Origin of the sequence: Agrobacterium sp. LAD9 (assembly GCF_003031125.1) — a bacterium.
Taxonomy (GTDB): domain Bacteria; phylum Pseudomonadota; class Alphaproteobacteria; order Rhizobiales; family Rhizobiaceae; genus Agrobacterium; species Agrobacterium radiobacter.
On the sequence record NZ_PHGS01000006.1, the window covers coordinates 173,507 to 196,796 of the forward strand.

The 23,290-nt window shown below is 60.2% G+C and carries 18 protein-coding genes and 1 other annotated feature; of the genes, 8 read left to right on the top strand and 10 right to left on the bottom strand.

Going from position 1 to position 23,290, the window contains the following annotated elements:
* Nucleotides 1-2: 2 nt before the first annotated feature.
* Genes hdaA through ppx form a run of 3 tightly spaced genes read left to right on the top strand, consistent with a single transcriptional unit; the run spans nucleotide 3 to nucleotide 4,551 of the window.
* The gene (gene hdaA, locus DA915_RS05785) at nucleotides 3-731 is read left to right on the top strand and encodes a DnaA regulatory inactivator HdaA (protein WP_003502161.1); all 729 of its coding nucleotides are present in this window, start codon (nucleotides 3-5) and stop codon (nucleotides 729-731) included.
* Nucleotides 728-3,031: an RNA degradosome polyphosphate kinase gene (locus tag DA915_RS05790; RefSeq protein ID WP_371412705.1), complete on the top strand. Its 2,304-nt coding sequence runs from the start codon at nucleotides 728-730 to the stop codon at nucleotides 3,029-3,031. Before hdaA ends, DA915_RS05790 begins: the two co-directional genes overlap by 4 nt.
* Nucleotides 3,028-4,551 carry an exopolyphosphatase gene (gene ppx, locus DA915_RS05795; RefSeq protein WP_003502164.1) on the top strand — a complete coding sequence of 508 codons (1,524 nt, stop codon included), beginning with the start codon at nucleotides 3,028-3,030 and terminating at the stop codon, nucleotides 4,549-4,551. Before DA915_RS05790 ends, ppx begins: the two co-directional genes overlap by 4 nt.
* 31 nt (nucleotides 4,552-4,582) lie before the next feature.
* Here ppx and DA915_RS05800 read toward each other — a convergent pair whose 3' ends face one another.
* From DA915_RS05800 to DA915_RS05835, 8 genes are all read right to left on the bottom strand, one after another.
* Nucleotides 4,583-5,215 (bottom strand): DapH/DapD/GlmU-related protein, encoded by a 633-nt coding sequence (locus tag DA915_RS05800; protein ID WP_107675357.1) that lies wholly within the window; start codon nucleotides 5,213-5,215, stop codon nucleotides 4,583-4,585.
* 150 nt (nucleotides 5,216-5,365) lie between these two features.
* A complete protein-coding gene (locus tag DA915_RS05805) occupies nucleotides 5,366-5,713 on the bottom strand; it encodes a hypothetical protein (protein ID WP_087743738.1) in 348 nt (115 codons plus the stop codon).
* A 171-nt stretch (nucleotides 5,714-5,884) separates the two neighbouring features.
* Nucleotides 5,885-6,232 (bottom strand): hypothetical protein, encoded by a 348-nt coding sequence (locus DA915_RS05810; RefSeq protein ID WP_003502169.1) that lies wholly within the window; start codon nucleotides 6,230-6,232, stop codon nucleotides 5,885-5,887.
* 138 nt (nucleotides 6,233-6,370) lie between these two features.
* A complete protein-coding gene (locus DA915_RS05815; RefSeq protein ID WP_107675358.1) occupies nucleotides 6,371-7,729 on the bottom strand; it encodes an esterase-like activity of phytase family protein in 1,359 nt (452 codons plus the stop codon).
* Nucleotides 7,730-7,883: 154 nt separating this feature from the next.
* Nucleotides 7,884-8,912, bottom strand: coding sequence for an adenylate/guanylate cyclase domain-containing protein (locus DA915_RS05820; protein WP_003502174.1), 1,029 nt, complete (start codon nucleotides 8,910-8,912; stop codon nucleotides 7,884-7,886).
* A gap of 184 nt (nucleotides 8,913-9,096) precedes the next feature.
* The gene (locus DA915_RS05825; protein ID WP_162708944.1) at nucleotides 9,097-9,702 is read right to left on the bottom strand and encodes a hypothetical protein; all 606 of its coding nucleotides are present in this window, start codon (nucleotides 9,700-9,702) and stop codon (nucleotides 9,097-9,099) included.
* Nucleotides 9,703-9,783: 81 nt separating this feature from the next.
* Nucleotides 9,784-10,944 carry a ribonuclease D gene (rnd, locus tag DA915_RS05830; RefSeq protein ID WP_020810430.1) on the bottom strand — a complete coding sequence of 387 codons (1,161 nt, stop codon included), beginning with the start codon at nucleotides 10,942-10,944 and terminating at the stop codon, nucleotides 9,784-9,786.
* A gap of 82 nt (nucleotides 10,945-11,026) precedes the next feature.
* Nucleotides 11,027-12,298: an MFS transporter gene (locus DA915_RS05835; RefSeq protein ID WP_099085497.1), complete on the bottom strand. Its 1,272-nt coding sequence runs from the start codon at nucleotides 12,296-12,298 to the stop codon at nucleotides 11,027-11,029.
* 181 nt (nucleotides 12,299-12,479) lie between these two features.
* Between DA915_RS05835 and aspS the strand changes: the two genes are divergently transcribed.
* From aspS to DA915_RS05855, 4 genes are all read left to right on the top strand, one after another.
* Nucleotides 12,480-14,267: an aspartate--tRNA ligase gene (gene aspS, locus DA915_RS05840; protein WP_107675359.1), complete on the top strand. Its 1,788-nt coding sequence runs from the start codon at nucleotides 12,480-12,482 to the stop codon at nucleotides 14,265-14,267.
* 1 nt (nucleotide 14,268) lies between these two features.
* Nucleotides 14,269-14,745 (top strand): FUSC family protein, encoded by a 477-nt coding sequence (locus DA915_RS05845; RefSeq protein WP_003502188.1) that lies wholly within the window; start codon nucleotides 14,269-14,271, stop codon nucleotides 14,743-14,745.
* A gap of 103 nt (nucleotides 14,746-14,848) precedes the next feature.
* Nucleotides 14,849-16,954, top strand: a complete 2,106-nt coding sequence (locus DA915_RS05850; RefSeq protein ID WP_107675360.1) for a methyl-accepting chemotaxis protein — start codon at nucleotides 14,849-14,851, stop codon at nucleotides 16,952-16,954.
* 77 nt (nucleotides 16,955-17,031) lie between these two features.
* Nucleotides 17,032-17,087, top strand: a sequence feature (sul1 is cis-regulatory element that is thought to sense ions involved in sulfur or methionine metabolism; They are found in Alphaproteobacteria).
* 74 nt (nucleotides 17,088-17,161) lie between these two features.
* Nucleotides 17,162-18,643, top strand: coding sequence for a SulP family inorganic anion transporter (locus DA915_RS05855; protein ID WP_107675361.1), 1,482 nt, complete (start codon nucleotides 17,162-17,164; stop codon nucleotides 18,641-18,643).
* A 39-nt stretch (nucleotides 18,644-18,682) separates the two neighbouring features.
* Here the strand turns inward: DA915_RS05855 and DA915_RS05860 are convergent, their stop codons facing one another.
* Nucleotides 18,683-19,873, bottom strand: a complete 1,191-nt coding sequence (locus DA915_RS05860; protein ID WP_107675362.1) for a hypothetical protein — start codon at nucleotides 19,871-19,873, stop codon at nucleotides 18,683-18,685.
* Nucleotides 19,874-20,102: 229 nt separating this feature from the next.
* Between DA915_RS05860 and parC the strand changes: the two genes are divergently transcribed.
* A complete protein-coding gene (gene parC / locus DA915_RS05865; protein WP_099085496.1) occupies nucleotides 20,103-22,355 on the top strand; it encodes a DNA topoisomerase IV subunit A in 2,253 nt (750 codons plus the stop codon).
* Between the two features lie 97 nt (nucleotides 22,356-22,452).
* Here the strand turns inward: parC and DA915_RS05870 are convergent, their stop codons facing one another.
* Nucleotides 22,453-23,211: an arginyltransferase gene (locus DA915_RS05870; RefSeq protein WP_107675363.1), complete on the bottom strand. Its 759-nt coding sequence runs from the start codon at nucleotides 23,209-23,211 to the stop codon at nucleotides 22,453-22,455.
* Between the last annotated feature and the right edge of the window lie 79 nt (nucleotides 23,212-23,290).

The window sequence follows — 23,290 nt, forward strand, 5'->3', positions numbered from 1 at the left end:
CGATGACTGACCAAATCAAAACCGACAATGCCCGGTCGAAGGCCGAGCAGCTGCCGCTCGCATTCTCGCACCAGTCCGCTTCCGGCAGGGACGATCTCCTCGTCTCCGCCTCGCTTGCGGCTGCCGTCAGCCTCATCGATGAGTGGCCGAACTGGCGCTCGCCCGTCGTCGTGCTCGCCGGGCCGCCGGGCTCGGGAAAATCGCATCTCGCCAATATCTGGAAAAATATCAGCGACGCGCGAGACATTCACCCCGAAGCCGGCGCGGATGCCGCGCGCGCGGCCGAAACGGGACCGGTTCTTTTCGAAGATGCCGACCGGCGCGGTTTCGACGAGACCGAACTCTTCCATGTCATCAACAGCGTGCGCCAGCACGGCACGACGCTTTTGATGACCAGCCGGCAATGGCCGGCGGCATGGCCGGTGACGCTGCCGGACCTGCGCTCTCGCCTGAAAGCCGTGACGGTGGTGGAAACCGGTGAACCGGACGAGGGGCTGCTCGCGCAGGTGCTGGTGAAACTCTTCGCCGACCGGCAGCTTTACATGGATGACAAACTCATAGGTTACATCGTCAATAGAATGGAGCGTTCGCTCGATACGGCGCAGACGATCGTGGACCGGATCGACCGGCTGGCGCTTGCGCGTGGAACGAGAATTACACGTCCGCTGGTAGCTGAGGTCCTCAATGCGATGGACAATGCGAGAGCGGATAGCGGACTGGACGTCGATTGACTGTCACAGTTCCGTCGTCAAACTGTTATACGGGCAAGAAGGACGATCGCGCGATGCAGCAGGATCACGGGACGGAAATAGGTCAGGGGATGGAACAGGGAATGGACGCTATCGCGCAGGACGACTTCAACAAGGTTCAGCCGGTGACTGAGGGCGAGAGCCTTTGGGACAGCCCGGCGCGTTTCATCAACCGCGAATTTTCCTGGCTCCAGTTCAATCGCCGCGTTCTCGAGGAAACGCTGAACACGGATCACCCGCTTCTGGAGCGTCTGCGTTTCCTTTCCATCTCGGCCGCCAATCTCGATGAATTCTTCATGGTCCGCGTCGCCGGTCTTGAAGGCCAGGTACGTCAGAAGATCACCGTCAAGACGCCCGACGGCAAGACGCCGGCCGAGCAGCTCGAAGATATTCTGAAGGAAATCGACAATCTGCAGATGGAGCAGCAGGCTTCGCTTGCCGTTCTGCAGCAATATCTCGCCAAGGAAGAAATCTTCATCGTGCGTCCGGCGGCACTTTCCGAAGCGGATCGGACCTGGCTGGGCACGGAATTCGAAGAGCGTATCTTCCCGGTGCTGACGCCGCTGTCCATCGACCCTGCGCATCCGTTCCCCTTCATTCCGAACCTCGGCTTCTCGATGGGCCTGCAACTCGACAGCGTCAACGGCCGCGAGCCGATGACGGCGTTGTTGCGTCTTCCGACCGCGCTCGACCGCTTCGTTCGTTTGCCTGATGAGAAAAACGCCATCCGCTACATCACGCTTGAAGATGTGGTCGGCCTGTTCATTCACCGGCTTTATCCGGGCTATACCGTCCGGGGATTCGGCACGTTCCGCATCATCCGTGACAGCGATATCGAGGTGGAGGAAGAGGCGGAAGATCTGGTCCGTTTCTTCGAAAGCGCGCTGAAGCGCCGCCGCCGTGGTTCGGTGATCCGTATCGAGACCGACAGCGAAATGCCGCAGTCGCTGCGCCAGTTCGTGGTGCATGAACTTGGCGTTCCGGATAATCGCGTCGCCGTTCTGCCTGGCCTTCTGGCACTCAACACCATTTCGGAAATTGTCCGCGCGCCGCGCGATGACCTGAAGTTCGAGCCTTACAACGCCCGTTTCCCCGAGCGCGTGCGCGAACATGCCGGCGATTGCCTTGCCGCGATCCGCGAAAAGGACATGGTGGTTCACCACCCCTATGAAAGCTTCGACGTGGTCGTGCAGTTCCTGCTGCAGGCCGCGCGCGATCCCGAAGTGCTCGCCATCAAGCAGACGCTTTACCGCACCTCCAATGACAGCCCGATCGTTCGCGCGCTGATCGATGCGGCGGAAGCCGGTAAATCCGTCACCGCGCTGGTGGAGTTGAAGGCGCGTTTCGACGAAGAGGCGAACATCCGCTGGGCGCGCGACCTGGAGCGCGCCGGCGTGCAGGTCGTCTTCGGCTTCATCGAACTCAAGACCCATGCCAAGATGTCGATGGTGGTGCGTCGCGAGGACGGCAAGCTCAGAACCTATTGCCACCTCGGCACCGGCAACTATCACCCGATCACGGCCAAGATTTACACCGACCTGTCCTTCTTCACCTGCAACCCGAAGATCGCCCACGACATGGCGAATATCTTCAACTTCATCACGGGTTACGGCGAGCCGGAAGAGGGCATGAAGCTGGCGATTTCGCCCTATACGCTGCGCGCACGTATCGTAAAGCACATCAATGAAGAGATCGAGCACGCCAAGCGCGGTGCGCCGGCGGCGATCTGGATGAAGATGAATTCGCTGGTCGACCCTGAAATCATCGATTCCCTTTACCGCGCAAGTGCTGCGGGCGTGGAGGTCGATCTCGTTGTACGCGGCATCTGCTGCCTGCGCCCGCAGGTGCCCGGCCTGTCGGATAATATCCGCGTCAAATCCATCGTCGGCCGCTTCCTCGAACACAGCCGCATCTTCTGCTTCGGCAATGGTTTCGGCCTGCCGTCGGACAAGGCGCTGGTCTATATCGGCTCGGCCGACATGATGCCGCGCAACCTTGATCGGCGCGTGGAAACGCTTGTCCCGCTCACCAATCCCACGGTGCACGAGCAGGTTCTTTCACAGATTATGCTGGGCAATCTCATTGACAACCAGCAGAGCTACGAGATACTTGCGGACGGAACGTCGAGGCGCATCGAGGTGCGTAAAGGCGAAGAACCGTTCAACGCGCAGCACTATTTCATGACCAATCCCAGCCTTTCCGGACGTGGTGAAGCCCTGAAATCCAGTGCGCCCAAATTGATTGCCGGGTTGATTTCGTCCCGCAAGAAACAGGCTGAATGACTCGATCAGAAGCACAGGGGCGGCTGACCGGCCTTGCCCCCGTTTCCGTCATAGATATTGGTTCGAACTCCGTTCGTCTTGTTGTATATGAAGGTCTTTCCCGCGCGCCCGCGGTGCTGTTCAACGAAAAGGTCCTGTGCGGCCTTGGCAAGGGACTGGCGCTGACGGGCCGCATGCATGAGGAAGGCGTCAGCCGGGCGCTGATGGCGCTCAGACGTTTTCATGTACTTTCCGAGCAGGCGCAGGCGCAGAAGCTTTATGTGCTGGCGACGGCGGCGGCGCGTGAAGCGGAAAACGGCCCGGATTTCATCCGTGAGGCCGAAGCCATTCTCGGCTGCGAGATCGAGGTGTTGTCAGGCGAAAAGGAAGCGCTTTATTCCGCCTATGGCGTGATCAGCGGTTTCCATGATCCAGACGGCATCGCGGGTGACCTCGGTGGCGGTTCGCTCGAACTCATCGACATAAAGGGCAAGAGCTGCGGCCAGGGCATCACCCTGCCGCTCGGCGGCCTGCGGCTGTCGGAACAGTCGGATGGCTCGCTGGAAAAGGCGACGACCATCGCCAGAAAACATGTCAAATCCTTTGCGAAGCTGTTGGCGGCGGGCGAGGGGCGCACCTTCTATGCAGTCGGCGGCACCTGGCGAAACATTGCCAAGCTGCACATGGAAATATCAGGCTATCCGCTGCACATGATGCAGGGTTATGAATTGCCGCTCGAGGAAATGCTGAATTTTCTCGAGGAGGTCATCGTCTCCCGGGACAGCAAGGACCCGGCCTGGCAGGCGGTTTCCAAGAACCGCCGTTCGCTTCTGCCGTTTGGCGCCATCGCCATGCGCGAAGTTCTGAAGGCGATGAAACCGGCAAAGATCGCCTTCTCTGCGCAGGGTGTGCGCGAAGGTTATCTCTATTCGCTGTTGACGGAAGCGGAGCGTGAATCCGATCCGCTGCTGGTCGCGGCTGATGAACTTGCCATTCTGCGCGCCCGCTCGCCGGAACATGCGCGCGAACTGGCGGACTGGAGCGGCCGCACCTTTCCGGTTTTCGGCGTCGACGAGACGGAAGAGGAAAGCCGTTACCGGCAGGCGGCCTGCCTTCTCGCCGATATCAGCTGGCGCGCCCATCCGGATTATCGTGGCCTGCAGGCGCTCAACATCATCGCCCATTCCTCCTTCGTGGCGATCACCCATCCCGGCCGCGCCTATATTGCGCTCGCCAATTATTATCGCTTCGAGGGTCTGAACGACAACGGCACCACCGAGCCGCTCGCGGCGATGGCGGGCGACCGGTTGCAGGAACTTGGCAAGTTGCTCGGCGGCCTGCTGCGCGTGGTTTATCTTTTCTCGGCCTCGATGCCCGGTGTCGTTGACCACCTGAAATTCCGCAAGTCCGACAATCCGGATCTTGATCTCGAATTCGTGGTGCCGCACGATTATTGCGATTTCGCCGGCGAGCGGCTGGACGGGCGTTTGCAGCAGCTGGCGAAGCTGACCGGCAAGCGGCTGGCATTCGTATTCGAGTAACGAGCGAGAAATGTCTGTTTTGCGGCGCAGGCTAGGACCAGCGCTCGCAAAAGGCTTCGATATCGTTCGACTGGAAATCGGAAAGCCGCGCCATGATCGTTTCGAATGGCCAGTCCCACCAGGCGATGGACGTAAGCTTTTTGGCGATGGATCGTGAAAATCGTTCACGAATGATTTTCGCGGGCACACCGCCGACAATGGTGTAGGACGGCACATCCTTGGTGACGACGGCGCCGGCGGCGAGCACTGCCCCGTCCCCGACCGTTACGCCCGGCAGGACGATAACCCCGTGACCAATCCAGACGTCGTGGCCGATAATGGCGCGATCCTGCTTGCGCTGGTCGAAAAAGGTGTCATCGCGCACGGCATCGGCAGAATAATATTCCGGGCAATAACTGAATCGATGCATGGATGGCCGATCCATCGGATGGTTCGGCGCGCCTATCCTGACCTCTGCAGCGATGGCGCAGAACTTTCCGATTATTGCGTCACCCACCATGCAGCGGGGTCCAAGATAGGAGTAATTCCCGAGTTCGACATTGTGCAGGGAGGTATCCGCCAGAATTTCGCAGCACTCGCCGACGTCCGAATCCCTTATGCTTGCCGTCGCATGGATGACGGTTTCCGCGATTTTCGGGCGCTTGATCTGTGTGGTCGAATCCATTCCAGCCTCCGGATTTGCGCCTGCTTAACCGGGGATGATGAAAGGCCTGTGACGACGGCCAAAGCGGTTCAATAAAGCCAGCTGCTCACTCGTAAATGCGCATCATGTGGTTTGCGTGGGAGAGCGAAATCCTGTCTTTACGGACGTATGTCACTCATTGGAGATATTGGCGGCGGGATCTCGTTTCTTCCAGTAGTGTTCGGTGATGTTTTGAGCGTTTCGAATGATGTGACCGGCGATGTCAGGGTCTCCACCCTTGAATGTTTCCGGGTCGGCACCGCATAACAGCAGGAAGAGCTGCTGATGAGCGACAGCGACAAAATAATCGCTGGGCGGTGGCTGCATGTCTGAATCGACAGCCTGGAATGCCTCGGCGACCTCTTTGCTGGCGCGCTCAAGCGCTGCGTGAATGGTGGCCATCATTGCCGCTTCCTTGCGCTGCAATATGTCCTGAACCTGCCGCTCCGCCGGTGTCAGAACCGGGCAACTCTCGCTCATCGAATGTCTCTCCTGTCGGTGCAACCATTTCGCTGAGCGATATTATCGCATGGATTGTGTCCGCTTTACGGGAAAGATTGAAATGATGGTGCTGAAGCATGGCGCAATGATTGACCACATACCGGGTTCGCGGGCGAAACGGCAATGGGCTGGCACTGCTTTGCAAACGGCTCAGCCGTGCCCCAGTGCTTTCCGGATGCAGGCGCTGAGATAGGCATATTGCAGGGGCGTTATCGTCGCCATGGCTTCCGTGCGGCTGGCAAGTCTGTCCTGGTAACCGACAGGAATATCGAACTGGCTGAAGGTGAAATCCCAGCGGGTGCCTTCAAGGATATTGTAAAAATGGTCGGCGCCGCTGACGGCGGTTTTGGCAAGCTCGCCGCCGAAAATATCCTGCACCACCAGCGCGGTGACGCTGCCTTGTCCTCTGGCGGGGTTTTCGCGTGACCAGAGGCTGCTGGTCTCACCCGACCAGCTTTTCTTCAGGGCGTAATAAAGTCTCTCTGCGTGGTCCTGCATCAAACGTCTTCTTTTCCGCAAGCATGTTTCGGTTGGAATACGAGAATCGGAACGGAGCGCCATGCAGACCATCTGGTCTACCGGGCGCTCCGTCCGGATCATTTGCAGCTGCCAGGGCGATTGGCAGCGGCCGTGGTCTTACTTCGCGTCGAGCAGGTCCTTGACCTCAAGCAGGACGAACTCGTTGTCGTCAGCCTTGTCCAGCGCGCGGCCGGCCGAGAAGGGCAGGTTGTTGTCGTTGCCGACGATGATATGCGTGGCATCGACGCGATCGACATTCTCGATGGTGACGAAAGGCATGTCGTAATAGCCATTGCCACCACCCTGACGCTTCTTGTTGTCCGGATCGGAGATTTTCAGAAGATCGATATAGCCGATCTTGCGCGCGGCCTTGCCGACATTGGCGTCATTGAATTCGATCTTGTAGATGCGCTTCACCTTGGAGGGCACGGCAAAGCAGTTTGCTTCCGGCTTCTTCGGGTCGGCGCAGGCCTTGTCGGCGGTGCCGGCGCCATTGTCACGCTCGATGACCAGCGCGGTGCTGTCATCCAGCATGTTGAAGTCACCGATGGCTTCGCCGCCCTGCGCCAGCGGATAGAGCCACGTGCGGCCGGTCCATTCCTTCTTGGCGGTATCGAGCTCGATGATGCGCAGTGCGGTCGCGCCGTCTTCGGTCTTCTCCACCTGGCCGTCAGCCATGTAAAGCGGGCCTTCCAGCAGGCCGTAGAGCTTGGAGCCGTCCTTGGAGAGCGCCATGCCTTCATAACCGCCCGAGCGCTTCAGGTTGAAGGCCGCCATCTTCTGCGTGGGGTTGCCGGGCAGGGCGAGAGTGGGGTGATCGGGAGACTTCACCTCGATGTCGCCGGCCTTGGTGGAGATCACGTCGGTCAGCTTGCCGTCACGGGTGAATTTCAGGATGTAAGGACCGAATTCCTCGCCGACCCAGAAACCATCGGCAACGGGCTGAATGGATTCGACGTCGAAATCGGCGCCCGTCAGGTAACGCTTGCTCGAACCTTCGAGAACGATGGGGAAAGGCGCCTTCATGTCGGGATCGGAGAGGAACACGGTTTCAAGCGCGTTGACCTTGCCGGCGTCCCAGTCGAACTTCAGATGGTGAAGCATCAGCATGGCGTCGCTGGAATTGAGCTTGGAGCCAAAGCCATTGTCGGAAAGGCTCCAGAAGCTGCCGTCGGGCATGGACTTGATGCCGGAAAAACCCTGCATCGGCTGGCCGTTGAACGGCATGGAAAGGCCGGTCAGGCGCACGCCATCCTTGCCGGGCACGGTGCCGAGACCTTCGGCGCGCTTGCGATCAGCGGTCGTGAACTTGGCGGAGGTCTTGAGATGTTCAGGCGCGTCAGCAGGTGCTGCGATGATGGTATTGGCCGGCAGGATGGCGTGGGAGACCAGCTTTGCCGGAAACTCCTGTTCCGCCGCATGCGACGCGGAGGCGAGCGCAAGAATGGCGCAGGATGCAAAAAGAATGTGCTTCATGATGGAGACCCCTCTCAATACCTGTTGAAGATAGGATTGAGGCGATAGGGTCGTCGCATGACAGGCAGGTGATTGCCGTTTGAAGCTTTGATGAATTTTGATGACGGCCGTAGCGGTAAATGGAACGGCGCGGCATTTTGCAGCCGTTTACCCCTCAAACCACAGGGGGCTGGTATTGGCTTAGTGTGCAGACGCCCAGCGTCTGGCCACGACCTTTCACGGCATGTTCGCCCAGATATTCGCTGCGAACGCCTTTCGGAAGCACCAGCTGATGAGCGAGGTCTGCCGATATGAGCACCGGATGACCGAGCATCTTGCTGAGCGATTCGAGACGCGATGTGGTGTTCACGGTATCGCCGAAATAGGTGATCTTGTGATGATCGACGCCGATTTCCGCCGTGATGACCGGCCCGCCATGGATGGCGAAGCGCAGGCGCGGCACTTCGCCGAAGCGGGAGAGCCACATGTCCCGGTTGCTTTCAACGGTCGCCTGAATATCGAATACGCAGCGCACGCAGGCCGCCCGCCTGATCGCCATGTGATAGGGCCAGGTGATGATGGCGGCGTCGCCAATATAATCGTCGATGACACCGCCGTGTTTTCTGACCGGCGCGGCATAACTTGCGAAAATTTCGCCGAGAAACTCCTGGGCTTTCAGGTCGCCATGGGTTTCGGCAAAGGAGGTGGAACCGACGAGATCGATGAAGATGAAGACGCGGTCTTCGCTGACGGGGCGACGATAGCGACCGAGAATGAGATCGATGAAGATATCGCGGCCGAGAAGCTCGCGTACGCGCATGATGAAGACGATGATGCCGCAGACGATGAGGGTAAAGATCAGCGTCTGCACTTCGGCGTGCACCGCCCGTTTCCAGGTGCCGGGAAATATCCCGCTCAACCACAGGATGGTGCCGCCAAGCCCGAATCCGCAAAAGACGAGGATGGCGTATATGATGAGACCAACGGCGATATAGGCGGGTGTGGGCAGAGCGCTGACCTGCCGCGACAGGCCGGGCATGATGTAACCGCGTTCAAAAGCAAGAATCGGTGCGCAGGCGAAGAGCGCATAGGTCGCGCCGATCAGCGCGCCGCCGCCATATTCCAGAAAGGCGTAGGCCACGCCGCTGCCGGCCACGGCAACGAACAGCACCACGTAATCCAGAATGGGCAGCAATTTTTTCATGTCGGTTCTTGATCTCGGGAAGGGGAGGCCCCGCGCTCCCTTCGGGCGAAGCTTCTGTTCAGGTCATATGCGACATTAGTGTGGAAAAAGCGCTGCAAAAAGTGAGCAATCGGTAAGGTTGCATGAAGGATTGGTAAGGCTGTTGCGCCGTTGCCGCAAAATCAGCACCGCCGCCGCTCTACGTCTAATAGGATGTTCTGTAATAGACGGTTTCAAGCGGGGATTGCGGCCGGTCGTCCGGCGAGCGGTTCGACCATTTGAGGGGAAAGGCGGCAAAACGCAGCTTGTTACCGTCGATCCACGCCCGGTCGAACAGGGTTTCGCCCTTGCGGGCGAAGGCGATGGCGGCGCAGGTGCGGTCGTCGACATCGAAGGGAATGTTTTCCTTCCAGCCGCTCAAGCCGCAGCCCATGCCTTTCGGGTCGCGATTATAGTGGTCAACGACGTCGCCGTCATTCGGCGTCATGGTGATGGCGGTGACGGTATGGGCAAAGAGCAGGCTGTCCTGATCTTTCAGGCCGCCATCCAGCGTGCCTTCATAACGCACCTGAACCGTGGGCTGCTGGCAGCCGCTGCGGGCATAGATCTGCGAGACCGCGTGCATGCGATTGTCGCGAATGGTGATGCGGGTGACGATGCCATGACGGTCGTTCTTGCCGATCTTAAGGCAGTCGGTCGTCCATTCGCCCTGAAGATCGACCTTCTCTTCGGCGGCCCGGGCGGGAAGAGAGGGAAGAATGCCGGCCGCCGTAAAAAGGGCGGCGAGCAGCAGAGTGTGGGCAGGTTTCATGGCAATACCCTCAAATCGCGCGACCATCGGTTAAGAGATGGGACGCGATGCGGGCAAAATTGGGGAGAAAGCAGCGGGCGATTACGCCTCGCTTGCCGCAACCTCCACCGCCTCGACCTTCTTGCCGGCGAAACGCAATGCCACTTCGCCATTGATGAGCTTCAAGGCCACATCACCGAAGAGTTCTCGCCGCCAGCCGGTCAGCGCCGCAACGGTCGCCTTCTCGCCTTCGGAGGCGATCTTGTCCAGATCGTCGCTATTGGCGATGACCTTGGCGGCGACGCCGTGCTTGTCCGCCGTCAGCTTCAGGAGAACCTTGAGCAGCTCCACGGCAGCGCCGGAACCCTCCGGTGCATGGCTGTGGCGCGGAGCCTTCGGCATTTCCTCTTTCGGAAGCGCCAGCGCCGCATTCACGGTCTCGATGATGGCGGTGCCGGAGGCGGATCGTTCCCAGCCCTTGGGGATGGTGCGCAGGCGCGACAGCGCCTCGGCATCCTTCGGCTGCTGCTGGGCGATTTCGAAGATCGCATCGTCTTTCAGGACGCGCGAACGCGGCACGTTGCGCGAACGCGCTTCACGCTCGCGCCAGGCGGCCACGAATTTGAGGATGGCGAGTTCCGTTGGCTTGCGCAGGCGCGATTTCAACCGCAGCCATGCATCGTCGGGATGCATGTCATAGGTGTCGCGCGATTCCAGAATGTCCATCTCTTCGGTCAGCCACAGCGAGCGACCTTCGCGCTCCAGCTGCGCCTTCAGCGCCAGATAGACATCGCGCAGATGCGTCACGTCGGCGAGCGCGTAATCCAGCTGCTTTTCGGTCAGCGGACGGCGGCTCCAGTCGGTGAAACGCGAGGATTTGTCGATCTGCACGTTCTTGATCTTCTGAACCAGCTGGTCATAGGAGATCGAATCGCCGAAACCGCAGACCATGGCGGCGACCTGGGTGTCGAAGATCGGATGGGGAATAAGCCCGCCGAGATGGTAGATGATTTCGATGTCCTGCCGTGCGGCGTGGAAAACCTTCACGACATTGGGATTGGCCATCAGTTCGAACAGCGGCGCAAGGTCCAGACCCTTGGCGAGCGGATCGACCAGCACCTCAAGCGTCGGGCTTGCCATCTGCACGAGGCAGAGTTCCGGCCAGAAGGTGGTTTCGCGCAGAAACTCGGTGTCGATAGTAATGAATTCCGATTTCGCCAGTTCCGTGCAGGCTTCGGCGAGGGCGGCAGTCGTTTCAATCATTGCAAATGGCCACTCGTGAAAATTATCCGTCTTACTTTCCCTTTGCCGGGCGCATGTCAATACAAAGCCCGCTTTTGAAGGCTCAAGGATCGTTTTTCTCGGGCGGATTTGGCTCCGGCCCATCGTTTTTGGGCGGCGGGGGGGCGGCGAGCTTCTGGAAATAGGCCGAGGTGCGCAAAAGCGAGCGGAACCGCCAGTTCCTCTCTTCAACCGGAACGCCCTCGCGCACCTGCAGCCGGTAGATGGTGTAGGCGATGAAAACGATCTGGATCGCGGCCGTATAGCTGAACAACGCCTTCGGCCCGAACTGGTCGATCAGCACGGAAGCGAGCAGCGGCCCGACGGTTGCGCCCACCGACCAGAAGAACAAAAGCCCGGCGGAAACCATCGCATGTTCGCCCTCTTTCGCATGGTCGTTGCCGTGCGCGGAGCTGAGGGAATAGAGCGGCAACGCAAAGGCGCCGAAGATGAAGACGCCGATGATGTTGCTCCATTCGTCCGTGCCGGCGAAGAAGGCGAGGAACAGGCCGACGATAACAGAACCGGCGGTAGTGGCGAGAATGATGATGCGGCGATCATAACGGTCGGAATAGACGCCGAGCGGATATTGCAGCACCACGCCGCCGATGATGCCCGCACTCATGAAGGTGGCGATGGCGGTAACGGACAAGCCGATCTGTTCGGCATAGATCGGGCCGATATTACGAAACGCCGCCATGCTGAGGCCGACGGCCACGCAGCCGACCACGGCAAGCGGCGAGATGCGCCAGACGGCGAAAAGATTGAAGGGAATCTGCTTCGGCGGCGCGGGATTGGATTTGTCGGCAAGCGAGATCGGCACCAGCGAAAGAGACAAGGCCATCGCGATCAGCGAAAACACCACCGGCCCGCCGATGCCGGCAATGGGAATGATATATTGCGCAAGCGTCACGGAGCCGAGATCAACGAAACGATAGATGGACAGCGTGCGCGCCCGGTTGGAATTCGTGACCTGCGCATTGATCCAGCTTTCGATCACCGCAAAAAGACAGGCGACCGCAATGCCGATGACGAAACGCATCAACATCCAGAACAGGGGATGGATGATGAGCGGCATGGCGATCGATGCCGCGGAAGCGACGGCTGCCATGGTGGCGAAGGCGCGGATATGGCCGATCCGCCGCAGAAGCCGCGTCACCGAAATGCAGCCGAGCGCGAATCCGATGCTGTAGGCGGCGCTGATGAGACCGATGGTGCTGGCCGAGAACCCTTCAGAGAGGCCGCGCAGCGCGATATAGGTTCCCTGCAGGCCGTTGCCGCCGATCAGAATGCCGGCGGTGACGAGAAGCGGGATGAGAGGTCTGATCTGGCTCATTGCGGGCCGACTCGGTTTGGCGGGCTGGATTGAACCCTATCTAAAGCGAAGGCGGGGGAAAGGACAGGCGCAAGGCGACAATCTTGTGCTTTGCCTTGACAAATCAGGCTGACCATGCGCTTTTCCGGCAAATTTCGACAGTGCCGCCCATCTGGCCCACGACACGTTCCAGGATATAAAAATGCATCGTTACCGCAGCCACACCTGTGCCGCTCTCCGCAAGTCCGACGTCGGCGAAACCGTTCGCCTTTCCGGTTGGGTTCACCGCGTGCGAGATCATGGCGGCGTTCTCTTCATCGACCTTCGCGACCATTACGGCATCACCCAGGTGGTGGCCGATCCTGATAGCCCGGCCTTCAAGGTCGCCGAGACCGTGCGTGGCGAATGGGTCATCCGCATCGACGGCCTCGTCAAGGCGCGCTCGGAAGACACCGTCAACAAGGGCATGGCGACCGGCGAGATCGAGCTTTATGCGCAGGAGATCGAGGTTCTTGGTGTTGCCAAGGAGTTGCCGCTGCCGGTCTTCGGTGAGCCGGAATATCCGGAAGACGTTCGCCTGAAGTACCGCTTCCTCGATCTTCGCCGCGAGACGCTGCATAAGAACATCGTCAGGCGCACGCAGATCATCTCCGCCATGCGTACCGGCATGGGCGATATGGGCTTTGCCGAATATACGACGCCGATCCTCACCGCATCCTCGCCGGAAGGCGCGCGCGATTTCCTCGTTCCCTCGCGCATCCACGAAGGCAAGTTCTTCGCGCTGCCGCAGGCGCCGCAGCAGTACAAGCAGCTTCTGATGGTGGCCGGTTTCGACCGCTACTTCCAGATCGCGCCGTGCTTCCGTGATGAAGACCCGCGTGCCGACCGTCTGCCAGGCGAATTCTACCAGCTCGACGTCGAAATGAGCTTCGTGACCCAGGAAGATGTCTGGACCACGATGGAGCCGATGATGACGGCCGTGTTCGAGAAGTTTGCCGAAGGCAAGCCTGTCACCAAGCAGTGGCCGCGCATTCCCTATGACGAGGCGATCCGCAAATACGGTTCCGACAAGCCCGACCTGCGCAACCCGATCGTCATGGAAGCTGTGACCGAACATTTCGACGGTTCGGGCTTCAAGGTCTTCGCCAACATGATCGCCTCCAACCCCAAGGTTCAGGTCTGGGCGATCCCGGCCAAGACCGGCGGTTCGCGCGCTTTCTGTGACCGCATGAACGCCTGGGCGCAGAGCCAGGGCCAACCCGGCCTCGGCTACATCTTCTGGAAGGAAGAAGACGGCAAGATCGCCGGCTCCGGCCCGCTTGCGAAGAACATTGGCGAGGAACGCACCGAGGCGCTGCGTCAGCAGCTCGGCCTTGAGGCGGGCGATGCCTGCTTCTTCGTCGCCGGTGATCCCGCGAAGTTCTACAAGTTCGCCGGCGAGGCGCGCACCCGTGCGGCTGACGAGCTGAACCTCATCGACCGCGACCGTTTCGAAATGTGCTGGATCGTCGATTTCCCCTTCTTCGAATATAACGAGGAAGAAAAGAAGATCGACTTCGCCCACAACCCCTTCTCCATGCCGCAGGGTGGCATGGAAGCGTTGGAGGGCCAGGATCCGCTCTCCATCAAGGCATTCCAGTATGACGCGGTCTGCAACGGCTTCGAAATCGCCTCCGGTTCGATCCGTAACCAGTCGCCCGAGCTGATGGTCAAGGCTTTCGAAAAGGTTGGCCTGTCGCAGAGCGACGTGGAAGAGCGCTTCGGCGGTCTCTACCGCGCCTTCCAGTACGGTGCGCCTCCGCATGGCGGTTGCGCCTTCGGCATCGACCGTGTGGTCATGCTTCTGGTTGGTGCGAAGAACCTGCGCGAAATCACGCTGTTCCCAATGAACCAGCAGGCGCAGGACCTGCTGATGAACGCGCCGTCGCCGGCAACGCCGACGCAGCTTCGTGAACTGGCGCTGCGCGTCGTTCCGTCCAAGAAGGACTGATATGTTGAAGACGCTGCTCGACCGGGTTCGCGCAGCCTTCACCCGTGCATTGGCGGCCGCGCTTGCGGCCGCTTTTGCGTTCTGGGTCGCTCATCGCTGGCTCGGGCACCCACAGCCCGTCTTTGCCGCAATAAGCGCGCTGATCTGCCTGTCCCCCGGCATTCCAAGCCATGTCCGTCAGGGGCTTGGGCTGATGGTCGGCGTCACCATCGGCATCCTCGTCGGGGAGGTCGCTCTTCTCGTCCCGCATGACTTCGCCGAAATCCGGCTCGCCTCGGCGACCTTCATCGCCATGATTCTCGCCACGATGTTCGGCCTGCCGGCGGTGGTGCCGATACAGGCCGGGGCTTCGGCCATGCTCGTTCTTTTGATGGGACCGCAGGTCGCCGGTTTTGTCCGTTTTGTCGATGTGATCGTGGGCGTGGCGACGGGTGTGGTCGTTGCGCTGGTCTTCTTTCGCGAGCGGCTGAAGCTCTAGCGACCTTGTCATAAAACCTTAATTAAACTGACAAATCCGGTAGAGGAGTTCTTAAGCCTTCTCGATCATTCATCCCATCGTGAAATCTGCAAACGAGGGTTGAATGTTTTCGCTGGTCTCGACGTTCAAAATTGCGCATCGCGTATCCATGCTGGCCCTGGCTGCTCTGTGCGGGATCGCCGTCATCGCGGGCATGCTGCTCTGGCAAGGACACATGGAGGCGCGTTATCGCGTCGCTGAAGAGACGCTGACCGAGCGCGACGGTGTGCTGGCGGCGCTGGAGGACGGTTTGCATGAAAGCCGTCTTCACCAGAGAGACTTCCTGCTGACCCGCGATATGAAATCCGTCGGGCAGTTTGACCAGACGATGGACCAGATCCGGCAGTCATTGAGCCATCTTGAAGGCAACGCGACATCGCAGGCCCGTACGCGGCTCGAAGCGCTCGCTGAGGGCGCGGTGGTCTATTCCGATAGCATGAAGGCCCTTGTCGCCAAGAACAGGGAACTAGGCCTAACCCCCGCGGAAGGTCTCGAAGGCGCCATGCGCAACGGCGTGCATTCCATCGAGAAACTCGTCGACGTCGTCGCCAATGCGGAAATCCGCGCCAGCATGCTGATGATGCGACGGCACGAGAAGGATTTCATCCTGCGGCGCGAAGCGGCCTATGTGACGAAACATGCGACGGAAGTGGAAACCTTCAAGGCGCTGGTGAAGCTGGAATACCGGCCGGGCGCCGAGCGTCAGCGCATCATGGATGCACTGGAAATATATACCGCCTCGTTCCGCTTTTACGCCGCCGCCGTGCTGGAGGAGGAGAAGGCGCGCGAAACTGTCGCCTCTGCCTATAATGCCCTGCTGCCTGTCGTCGCCGAAATTTCCACCACTTACCGGCAGGAGCGGGACGCAAGCGCTCTCGCGAACAGCGCTGCGGCGGAAAGAACTGTTTCGATCGTCGTCGCTCTTATCGCCCTGACCGTGGTAAGTCTTTTTGCCGGGGTCTACCTCATCGGCCGCTCGATCACCCGCCCGGCGACCGCGATCACGGGGGCTATGCGTCGTCTGGCCGACGGTGAAACCGAATTTGCCGTTCCCGGTCTGCAGCGTGGGGATGAGTTCGGCGCCATGGCGCATGCGCTGGAAATCTTCCGACAGGCCGCTATCGCAAAGATCGAACTGGAGGCACAGGCGCACGCAGCCCGGCAGCAGGCCGAAGCCGAAAAGGTGCGGTTCCAGCTTGAGGCGGAATCCGAAGCGCAGGCGCGGCTGATACAGGCGACCACGGGGCTTGCGGCGGCGCTTCGCCGCCTCGCAGGCGGCGATCTCTCCTTCGAGCTGAACGAGCCTTTTGCCCCGGATTTCGAGGCGCTGCGCCATGATCTCAACCAGACGATCCGCCAGCTCGATGCCGCCATGTCCGGCGTCGTGCAGTCGAGCGTGGCCATTGACGGCGGCAGCCAGGAAATCAGCGAGAGCGCTGCCGATCTTGCCCGCCGTACCGAGCAGCAGGCCGCCTCGCTGGAGGAAACCGCCGCCGCGCTGGATGAATTGACGGCGAATATCCGCATCTCGGCGGAGCGCGCCGTGGAAGCCCGCGCAATCGCCCATTCGGCCGACGAGGATGCCAACCGCACGGCCAATCTCGTCGTTGACACCGTAAGCGCGATGGAAAAGATCGAGCAATCCTCCGGCAAGATCGGCAATATCATTGGCGTTATCGACGAGATCGCCTTCCAGACCAACCTTCTTGCCCTCAATGCCGGGGTGGAGGCTGCGCGCGCGGGTGAGGCGGGACGCGGTTTCGCCGTCGTTGCGCAGGAGGTGCGGGAACTCGCACAGCGCTCGGCAAGGGCCGCTGCCGAAATCAAGGCGCTTATCCAGACCTCCGGTACAGAGGTGAAGGAGGGCGCGCGCTTCGTGCGGGAAACGGGTGCTGCCCTGTCGCGCATCGGCGGCTCGGTGAAGACGATCAACGGCCATATCGAAGCCATTGCCGCTGCCACGCACGAGCAGTCACTGGGCCTTGCCGAAATCAACACCGCCGTCAACCATCTGGATCAGGGCACGCAGCAGAACGCCGCCATGGTCGAGGAAAACAATGCCGCGAGCGCCATGCTGGCGGGCGAGACCGCGCGTCTCAAGGAACTGGTTCATCAGTTCCGGCTGAGCGACGTGGAGGCGAGGGGCTATGGCGGGCGCGAAGCGGCCTGAGACGCGACAGCAGTCATCGAAAAGCGGGCGCGTAACTTGCGGCCCGCTTTTTTGCCGTTTATAGCTGGGCCACTCACCACGGACCCGGTGAAATTCCGGGTGGCTCTTCTGGCCGCCGATCCGCCAGATAACGCAAAGCACCGACATTCGTTTTCAATCTACCGGACACGGTTCCGGCCGGTGCGTCATTCTTTGCGAAAAAATCAGATGAACAGATTTCAGACTTACAGACGTGAGTGGTTTTCCAATATTCGCGGCGATGTTCTTTCCGGCATTGTTGTGGCGCTTGCCCTCATTCCCGAAGCCATCGGCTTTTCCGTCATCGCCGGTGTCGATCCCAAAGTGGGGCTGTTCGCCTCCTTCGCCATTGCCTGCGTTTCTGCTTTCACCGGTGGCCGTCCGGGCATGATCTCAGCGGCAACCGCCGCGACAGCCGTCCTGATGGTCACGCTCGTCAAGGAACACGGGCTGCAATATCTCTTCGCCGCCACCATCCTCATGGGCGCGCTGCAAATCCTGGCGGGTCTTGTGAAACTCGGCCGGGTGATGCGCTTCGTCTCGCGCTCGGTCATGACCGGCTTCGTCAATGCGCTGGCGATCCTGATTTTCATGGCGCAATTGCCTGAGCTGATCGGCGTGCCGGTCGAAACTTACGTCATGATCGCCGCCGGCCTTGCGATCATCTATCTTTTCCCCCTGGTCACGAAGATCATTCCGTCACCGCTGGTCGCCATCGTCGTTCTCACCTGTGTTGCCGTCTTCTCTGGCATGGATATCCGCACGGTCGGCGATCTCGGTGAGTTGCCCTCGACGTTGCCGATATTCGCCCTGCCGCAGGTGCCGCTGACCTTCGAGACGCTGCAGATCATCTTTCCCTATTCCGTGGCGCTCGCCGCCGTCGGTCTCCTGGAATCGCTGCTGACGGCGCAGATCGTCGACGACATGACGGATACGGGCAGCAACAAGAGCCGCGAATGCATCGGGCAGGGGACAGGCAATATCGCGTCTGCCCTCATCGGCGGCATGGGCGGCTGCGCCATGATCGGCCAGTCCGTCATCAATGTCAGCTCCGGCGGGCGTGGCCGGCTCTCCACCTTCGTGGCGGGCGCTTTCCTGCTGTTCCTCATTCTGGTGCTGGATGATCTCGTGCGCATCATCCCGATGGCAGCCCTGGTGGCGGTGATGATCATGGTCTCCATCGGCACGTTCTCGTGGCGCTCCATCCTTGATCTTAGCCGCAACCCGCCATCATCGAGCATCGTCATGCTGGTGACGGTCGGCACGGTGCTCGCCACCCACGACCTTGCAAAAGGCGTGCTGGCCGGCGTGCTTCTCTCCGGCGTGTTTTTTGCGGGCAAGGTGTCGAAACTCTTCCACGTCCGGCCGGAGCTTTCTGCCGATGGCCGCGAGCGGATTTATCGCGTCGATGGCCAGATTTTCTTCGCCTCGACCGAAAGCTTCATCGCCGCCTTCGATTTCGCCGATGAGGTGGACGCCGTGACGATTGATGTCACCGAGGCGCATCTGTGGGATATTTCGGCAGTTGGTGCGCTGGACAAGGTGGTTCTGAAATTCCGCAAGACCGGCAAGAAGGTCGAGGTGATCGGTGTCAACGAGGCTAGCGCCCACATGATCGACCGCTTTGCCCTGCACGATAAACAGGACGGCGCTGCCGCACCGCTGCACTGAGCGCAAAAAAAGCCCCGGCAAAACCGGGGCTTTTTGGTTTTATTCGTTTGCCGTCACCGTGACGCCGAGCATTTTCGGCAGGGTGTTCGGTGCGCCCATCGCGGCGCCCATGATCATCGGGAAGGGAACCGGCTTTTCCGGCTCTGCCGTGATCGAGAGGTTCTTCGGATTGTCGATATAGGCGTTGATGGCCGCCGACACCATGTTCTGCAGCTCCGGAACGTTGAGCGAAGCCATCATGATCGGCGCCATGCCCTTGATGGTCTGGGCAAGCTGGTCGCTCGTCATGCCCTGCTGGCTTGCCGCATAGTCGATGGCGCGCTTGGTGATGCTGGCGTCTTCGAAGCTGATTTCGGCGTTGATGAAGGAAAGCTGCTGCATCAGGCCGAGCATGGCGAGGCTTGCTGCCTGGTCCGCCTGTTCCTTGTTCGGATTGGCGGCCTGCGCCTTTACCGTCTCCTGCATCGACTTGATGAAGTCGAGCGTGTAGCCGGAGAAACCGAACGACATGTTGAGACGGCCGACATTGTCGAGGTCGATGGCGTATTCCTCGACGTCGACGGTGCCGGAGGCAACTTCCCAGCTGCCGCTCATGGTCATGTTGCCGGAAAGCGCCTGCAGATTGAGCTTTTCAATCGCGTCCTTGGTGGCCGGATCGGTGGCTTCGCTGAGATCGGCCTTGAAGCCGGATGCGTCGAGTTCGAAACCGATCGATTTCTTGTCGTCGCTGACGGACATCGTCGCGCTGCTTTCCTCAAGCGAGAAAGCCGGCTTGCCGTCGACGGAAACGGAAATCGGACCGCTATGGGCTTCATCGTAGAACATCAGGGCGTCGACGGTGCCGGTGGTCGCATCGCCCGGAATGACGAGGCCGGACATGTAGATGTCGCTCGCCTTGATCTCAACCTTGTCCTGCTTGTAGTCGATATTATCGAAACGGGCGTTCTTGATCTTGTAGCCGCCGTTGTTTTCCTCGACGCCTTCGAGCGACACATTGCCAACGGGGATCTTCTTGGCAGGATCGGCGACGGAGTTGAAGGTCACGCTGTTCAGCGTCACCGTCGTGCCGTTGACGGCGACGGAACCGGCGGCGATCTCGCCTCCCTGCGCGGCATAGGCTGCGTTGATTTTCTTCAGCACATCCCCGCCATCCAGCGCGAAAGCCGGTGCCGAAAGCGTAAGAAGCGCGGCGCTCGCGAAAAGAACCTGCCGGGTGGATTTCAGTCTCATGATGTTTCTTCCCTCAACGTACGGCTGTGCACCGTGTCCGAATTCGAATGGTGATACTTATATTCGCGATTATTCAAAGGTCTATAGGATTTAGATCGATTCCCATGACGGCGGCATTGCGGCATTTGCAACGCGGTTAACAAAAAATCGCATGAAAGGGGTGCTTTCATCCACAGGGCACACCCCTGAATTTCTTGCCGGGAATCGGCATTTCCGCTAGTCAAGCACCATGGGAAAAAATCTTGTACCTCCGTCCGGCGGAGACGATAACATTCATCCGGTCGATTTGAAGGCGGCGCTTGAAGAGCGCTACCTCGCTTACGCCTTGTCCACGATCATGCATCGTGCGCTGCCGGATGTGCGCGACGGCCTGAAGCCGGTTCACCGCCGCATCATCCACGCCATGAGCGAAATGGGCATCCGCCCCAACTCGGCCTTCAAGAAATGCGCCCGTATCGTCGGCGACGTGATCGGTAAATTCCACCCGCATGGCGACCAGTCGGTCTACGATGCGCTGGTGCGCCTCGCGCAGGATTTCTCGCAGCGTTATCCGATTGTCGACGGGCAGGGCAATTTCGGCAATATCGATGGCGACGGTGCCGCCGCCTATCGATACACCGAAGCGCGCATGACCGATGTGGCGGCGCTGCTGCTGGAGGGCATCGGTGAGGATGCGGTGGATTTCCGCGCCACCTATAATGAGGAAGACGAGGAACCGGTTGTCCTGCCGGGCGCCTTCCCCAATCTGCTCGCCAACGGTGCCTCCGGCATTGCCGTCGGCATGGCGACATCGATCCCGCCGCACAACGCCCATGAACTTTGCGATGCGGCGCTCCATCTCATCAAGCATCCCGATGCGACGGTTGAAAAGCTGGTGGAATTCATTCCCGGCCCCGACCTGCCGACCGGCGGCGTGATCATCGAAAGCCGCGAGAATATTCTCGATGCCTATAAGACCGGGCGCGGTGGTTTCCGCGTGCGCGCAAAATGGGAAACGGAAGACCTCGGACGTGGTGGCTATCAGATCGTCATCACCGAAATACCGTTCCAGGTGCAGAAATCGCGGCTGATCGAAAAGATCGCCGAGCTGCTGCTCGCCCGCAAACTGCCGCTGCTCGAGGATGTCAGAGACGAATCCGCCGAAGACGTGCGCATCGTACTGGTGCCGAAGAGCCGCACCGTCGATGCGACGCTGCTGATGGAATCGCTGTTCCGCCTGTCCGACCTCGAAAGCCGCCTGCCGCTCAACATGAACGTGTTGTCGCTTGGCAAGGTGCCGAAGGTCATGGCGCTGAACGAGGTGCTGAGCGAATGGCTGGCGCACCGCAAGGACGTGCTGGTCCGCCGTTCCCGCCACCGTCTCGCGGCCATCGATCGCAGGCTCGAGATTCTCGGCGGCCTGCTGGTCGCCTATCTCAATCTCGACGAGGTGATCCGCATCATCCGTGAGGAGGACGAGCCGAAACAGGTGATGATGGCGAAATGGTCGCTCACCGACAATCAGGCCGAAGCCATCCTCAACATGCGGCTACGCAATCTGCGCAAGCTCGAGGAATTCGAAATCCGCAAGGAGTTCGACGAACTCAGCAGCGAGAAGGCCGAAATCGAGTCGCTGCTCGCCTCCGATGAAAAGCAGTGGCAGACCGTCGCCTGGGAAATCGGCGAGGTCAAAAAGAAGTATGCCAAGGCTACCGAGATCGGCCGTCGCCGCACGCAGTTCGCGGATGCCCCGGATGCCGATATCGAGGCCATCCAGCAGGCGATGATCGAGAAGGAGCCGGTCACCATCGTCATCTCGCAGAAGGGCTGGATCAGGGCGCTGAAGGGTCACATGTCCGATACGTCGGCCCTGACCTTCAAGGAAGGCGACGGACCCAAGATCGCCTTCCCGGCGCAGACGACCGACAAGCTGCTGCTACTGACGACAGGCGGCAAGGCCTATACGCTCGGCGCTGACAAGCTGCCGGGGGGGCGCGGTCATGGCGAGCCGATCCGCATCATGGTCGATATGGAGAACGATCAGGACATCCTGACCGCCTTCGTGCATGATCCGTCGCGCAAGCTGCTGCTCGTCTCCACCGCCGGTAATGGCTTCATCGTGCCCGAGAGTGAAATGGTCGCCAATACCCGCAAGGGCAAGCAGATCATGAATGTCTCCATGCCTGATGAAGCGAAGCTCGCGGTTCCGGTAACGGGCGATCATGTCGCCGTCGTCGGCGAGAACCGCAAGCTTCTGGCCTTCCCGCTGTCGCAGGTGCCGGAAATGTCACGCGGCAAGGGCGTACGCCTGCAGCGCTACAAGGATGGCGGTGTCGTCGACGTGAAATGTTTCGCGGTTGCAGAGGGCCTGAGCTGGTCCGACACCGCCGGACGTCTGTTCACCAAGGTCGGCGAGGAACTGCGTGAATGGCTGGCCGACCGCGCCACCGTTGGCCGCACCGTACCGAAGGGTTTTCCGCGTAGCGGGAAGTTTGGTGGGTAATATCTGAAAGACGTCCTCGGAGATTGTCTGGGGGCGTCTTTCCCGCCTTTGTCTCGCTATCCAAGCCGAACATGTGCTTCAGGACTTGGCGAACCCATTATTCTCCTTCGGGATGGTAAACCTCCCACCCACGCGGCGTCAGATGCTCCTGCGGATGATAGCGGGTCTTGTACCCCATCTTTTCCGAACCATCGACCCAGTAGCCGAGATAGACATGCGGCAGGCCGAGCGCGCGCGTGCGGGTGATGTGATCGATGATCATGAAAGTGCCGAGCGAGCGTTTTTCGAGATCGGGATTGAAGAAGGAATAGACCATCGACAGGCCGTCGCTCATCACGTCGCTGAGCGCCACCGCCAGAAGTTCGCCGCGCTTGCTGGAATCGATGCCGGAGCCGGGTTCGCGCACGCGGTATTCGATGATGCGGGTGTTGACATGCGTGTCTTCCACCATGATCGCGTAGTCCAGCGCCGACATGTCGGACATGCCGCCGGACTGGTGGCGGTGGTCGAGATAACGGCGAAACAGCGCGAATTGTTCGGTGGAGGGCTCGGCGGCGTGCACTGTCGCCACGACATCCCGGTTGGCGGCAAGTACACGCCGCATCGATTTCGTCGGCCGGAACTGTTCGGTGAGGATGCGTACGGAGACGCAGGCGCGGCAGTTTTCGCAGGCCGGGCGATAGGCGATGTTCTGCGAGCGCCTGAAACCGCCCTGGGTCAGAAGATCGTTCATTTCCGAAGCGCGCGGGCCGACCAGATGGGTGAAGACCTTCCGCTCCATCTGGTTCGGCAGATAGGGGCAGGTGGCCGGCGCCGTAAGATAGAATTGAGGAGAGGGCGTCGCCTGCGTGTTCATCGAACCGTGATCGCCTCCTGCGTCTGTTATGAAAGCGCGCCGCGATTTCACGGGGTTGGCGGCGGCGCTTCAAGCGACA

Bases quoted from the DNA above. Each gene is read 5' to 3' on its own strand.
- DA915_RS05815 (WP_107675358.1), bottom strand. From the start codon at position 7,729: ATGAAGCACATTCTTTTTGCATCCTGCGCCATTCTTGCGCTCGCCTCC.
- DA915_RS05860 (WP_107675362.1), bottom strand. From the start codon at position 19,873: ATGAGACTGAAATCCACCCGGCAGGTTCTTTTCGCGAGCGCCGCGCTT.
- DA915_RS05835 (WP_099085497.1), bottom strand. From the start codon at position 12,298: ATGAGCCAGATCAGACCTCTCATCCCGCTTCTCGTCACCGCCGGCATT.
- hdaA (WP_003502161.1), top strand. From the start codon at position 3: ATGACTGACCAAATCAAAACCGACAATGCCCGGTCGAAGGCCGAGCAG.
- DA915_RS05825 (WP_162708944.1), bottom strand. From the start codon at position 9,702: ATGAAACCTGCCCACACTCTGCTGCTCGCCGCCCTTTTTACGGCGGCC.
- ppx (WP_003502164.1), top strand. From the start codon at position 3,028: ATGACTCGATCAGAAGCACAGGGGCGGCTGACCGGCCTTGCCCCCGTT.
- DA915_RS05855 (WP_107675361.1), top strand. From the start codon at position 17,162: ATGAACAGATTTCAGACTTACAGACGTGAGTGGTTTTCCAATATTCGC.
- DA915_RS05820 (WP_003502174.1), bottom strand. From the start codon at position 8,912: ATGAAAAAATTGCTGCCCATTCTGGATTACGTGGTGCTGTTCGTTGCC.
- DA915_RS05845 (WP_003502188.1), top strand. From the start codon at position 14,269: ATGTTGAAGACGCTGCTCGACCGGGTTCGCGCAGCCTTCACCCGTGCA.
- DA915_RS05850 (WP_107675360.1), top strand. From the start codon at position 14,849: ATGTTTTCGCTGGTCTCGACGTTCAAAATTGCGCATCGCGTATCCATG.
- rnd (WP_020810430.1), bottom strand. From the start codon at position 10,944: ATGATTGAAACGACTGCCGCCCTCGCCGAAGCCTGCACGGAACTGGCG.
- DA915_RS05805 (WP_087743738.1), bottom strand. From the start codon at position 5,713: ATGAGCGAGAGTTGCCCGGTTCTGACACCGGCGGAGCGGCAGGTTCAG.
- DA915_RS05800 (WP_107675357.1), bottom strand. From the start codon at position 5,215: ATGGATTCGACCACACAGATCAAGCGCCCGAAAATCGCGGAAACCGTC.
- aspS (WP_107675359.1), top strand. From the start codon at position 12,480: ATGCATCGTTACCGCAGCCACACCTGTGCCGCTCTCCGCAAGTCCGAC.
- DA915_RS05810 (WP_003502169.1), bottom strand. From the start codon at position 6,232: ATGCAGGACCACGCAGAGAGACTTTATTACGCCCTGAAGAAAAGCTGG.
- DA915_RS05870 (WP_107675363.1), bottom strand. From the start codon at position 23,211: ATGAACACGCAGGCGACGCCCTCTCCTCAATTCTATCTTACGGCGCCG.
- parC (WP_099085496.1), top strand. From the start codon at position 20,103: ATGGGAAAAAATCTTGTACCTCCGTCCGGCGGAGACGATAACATTCAT.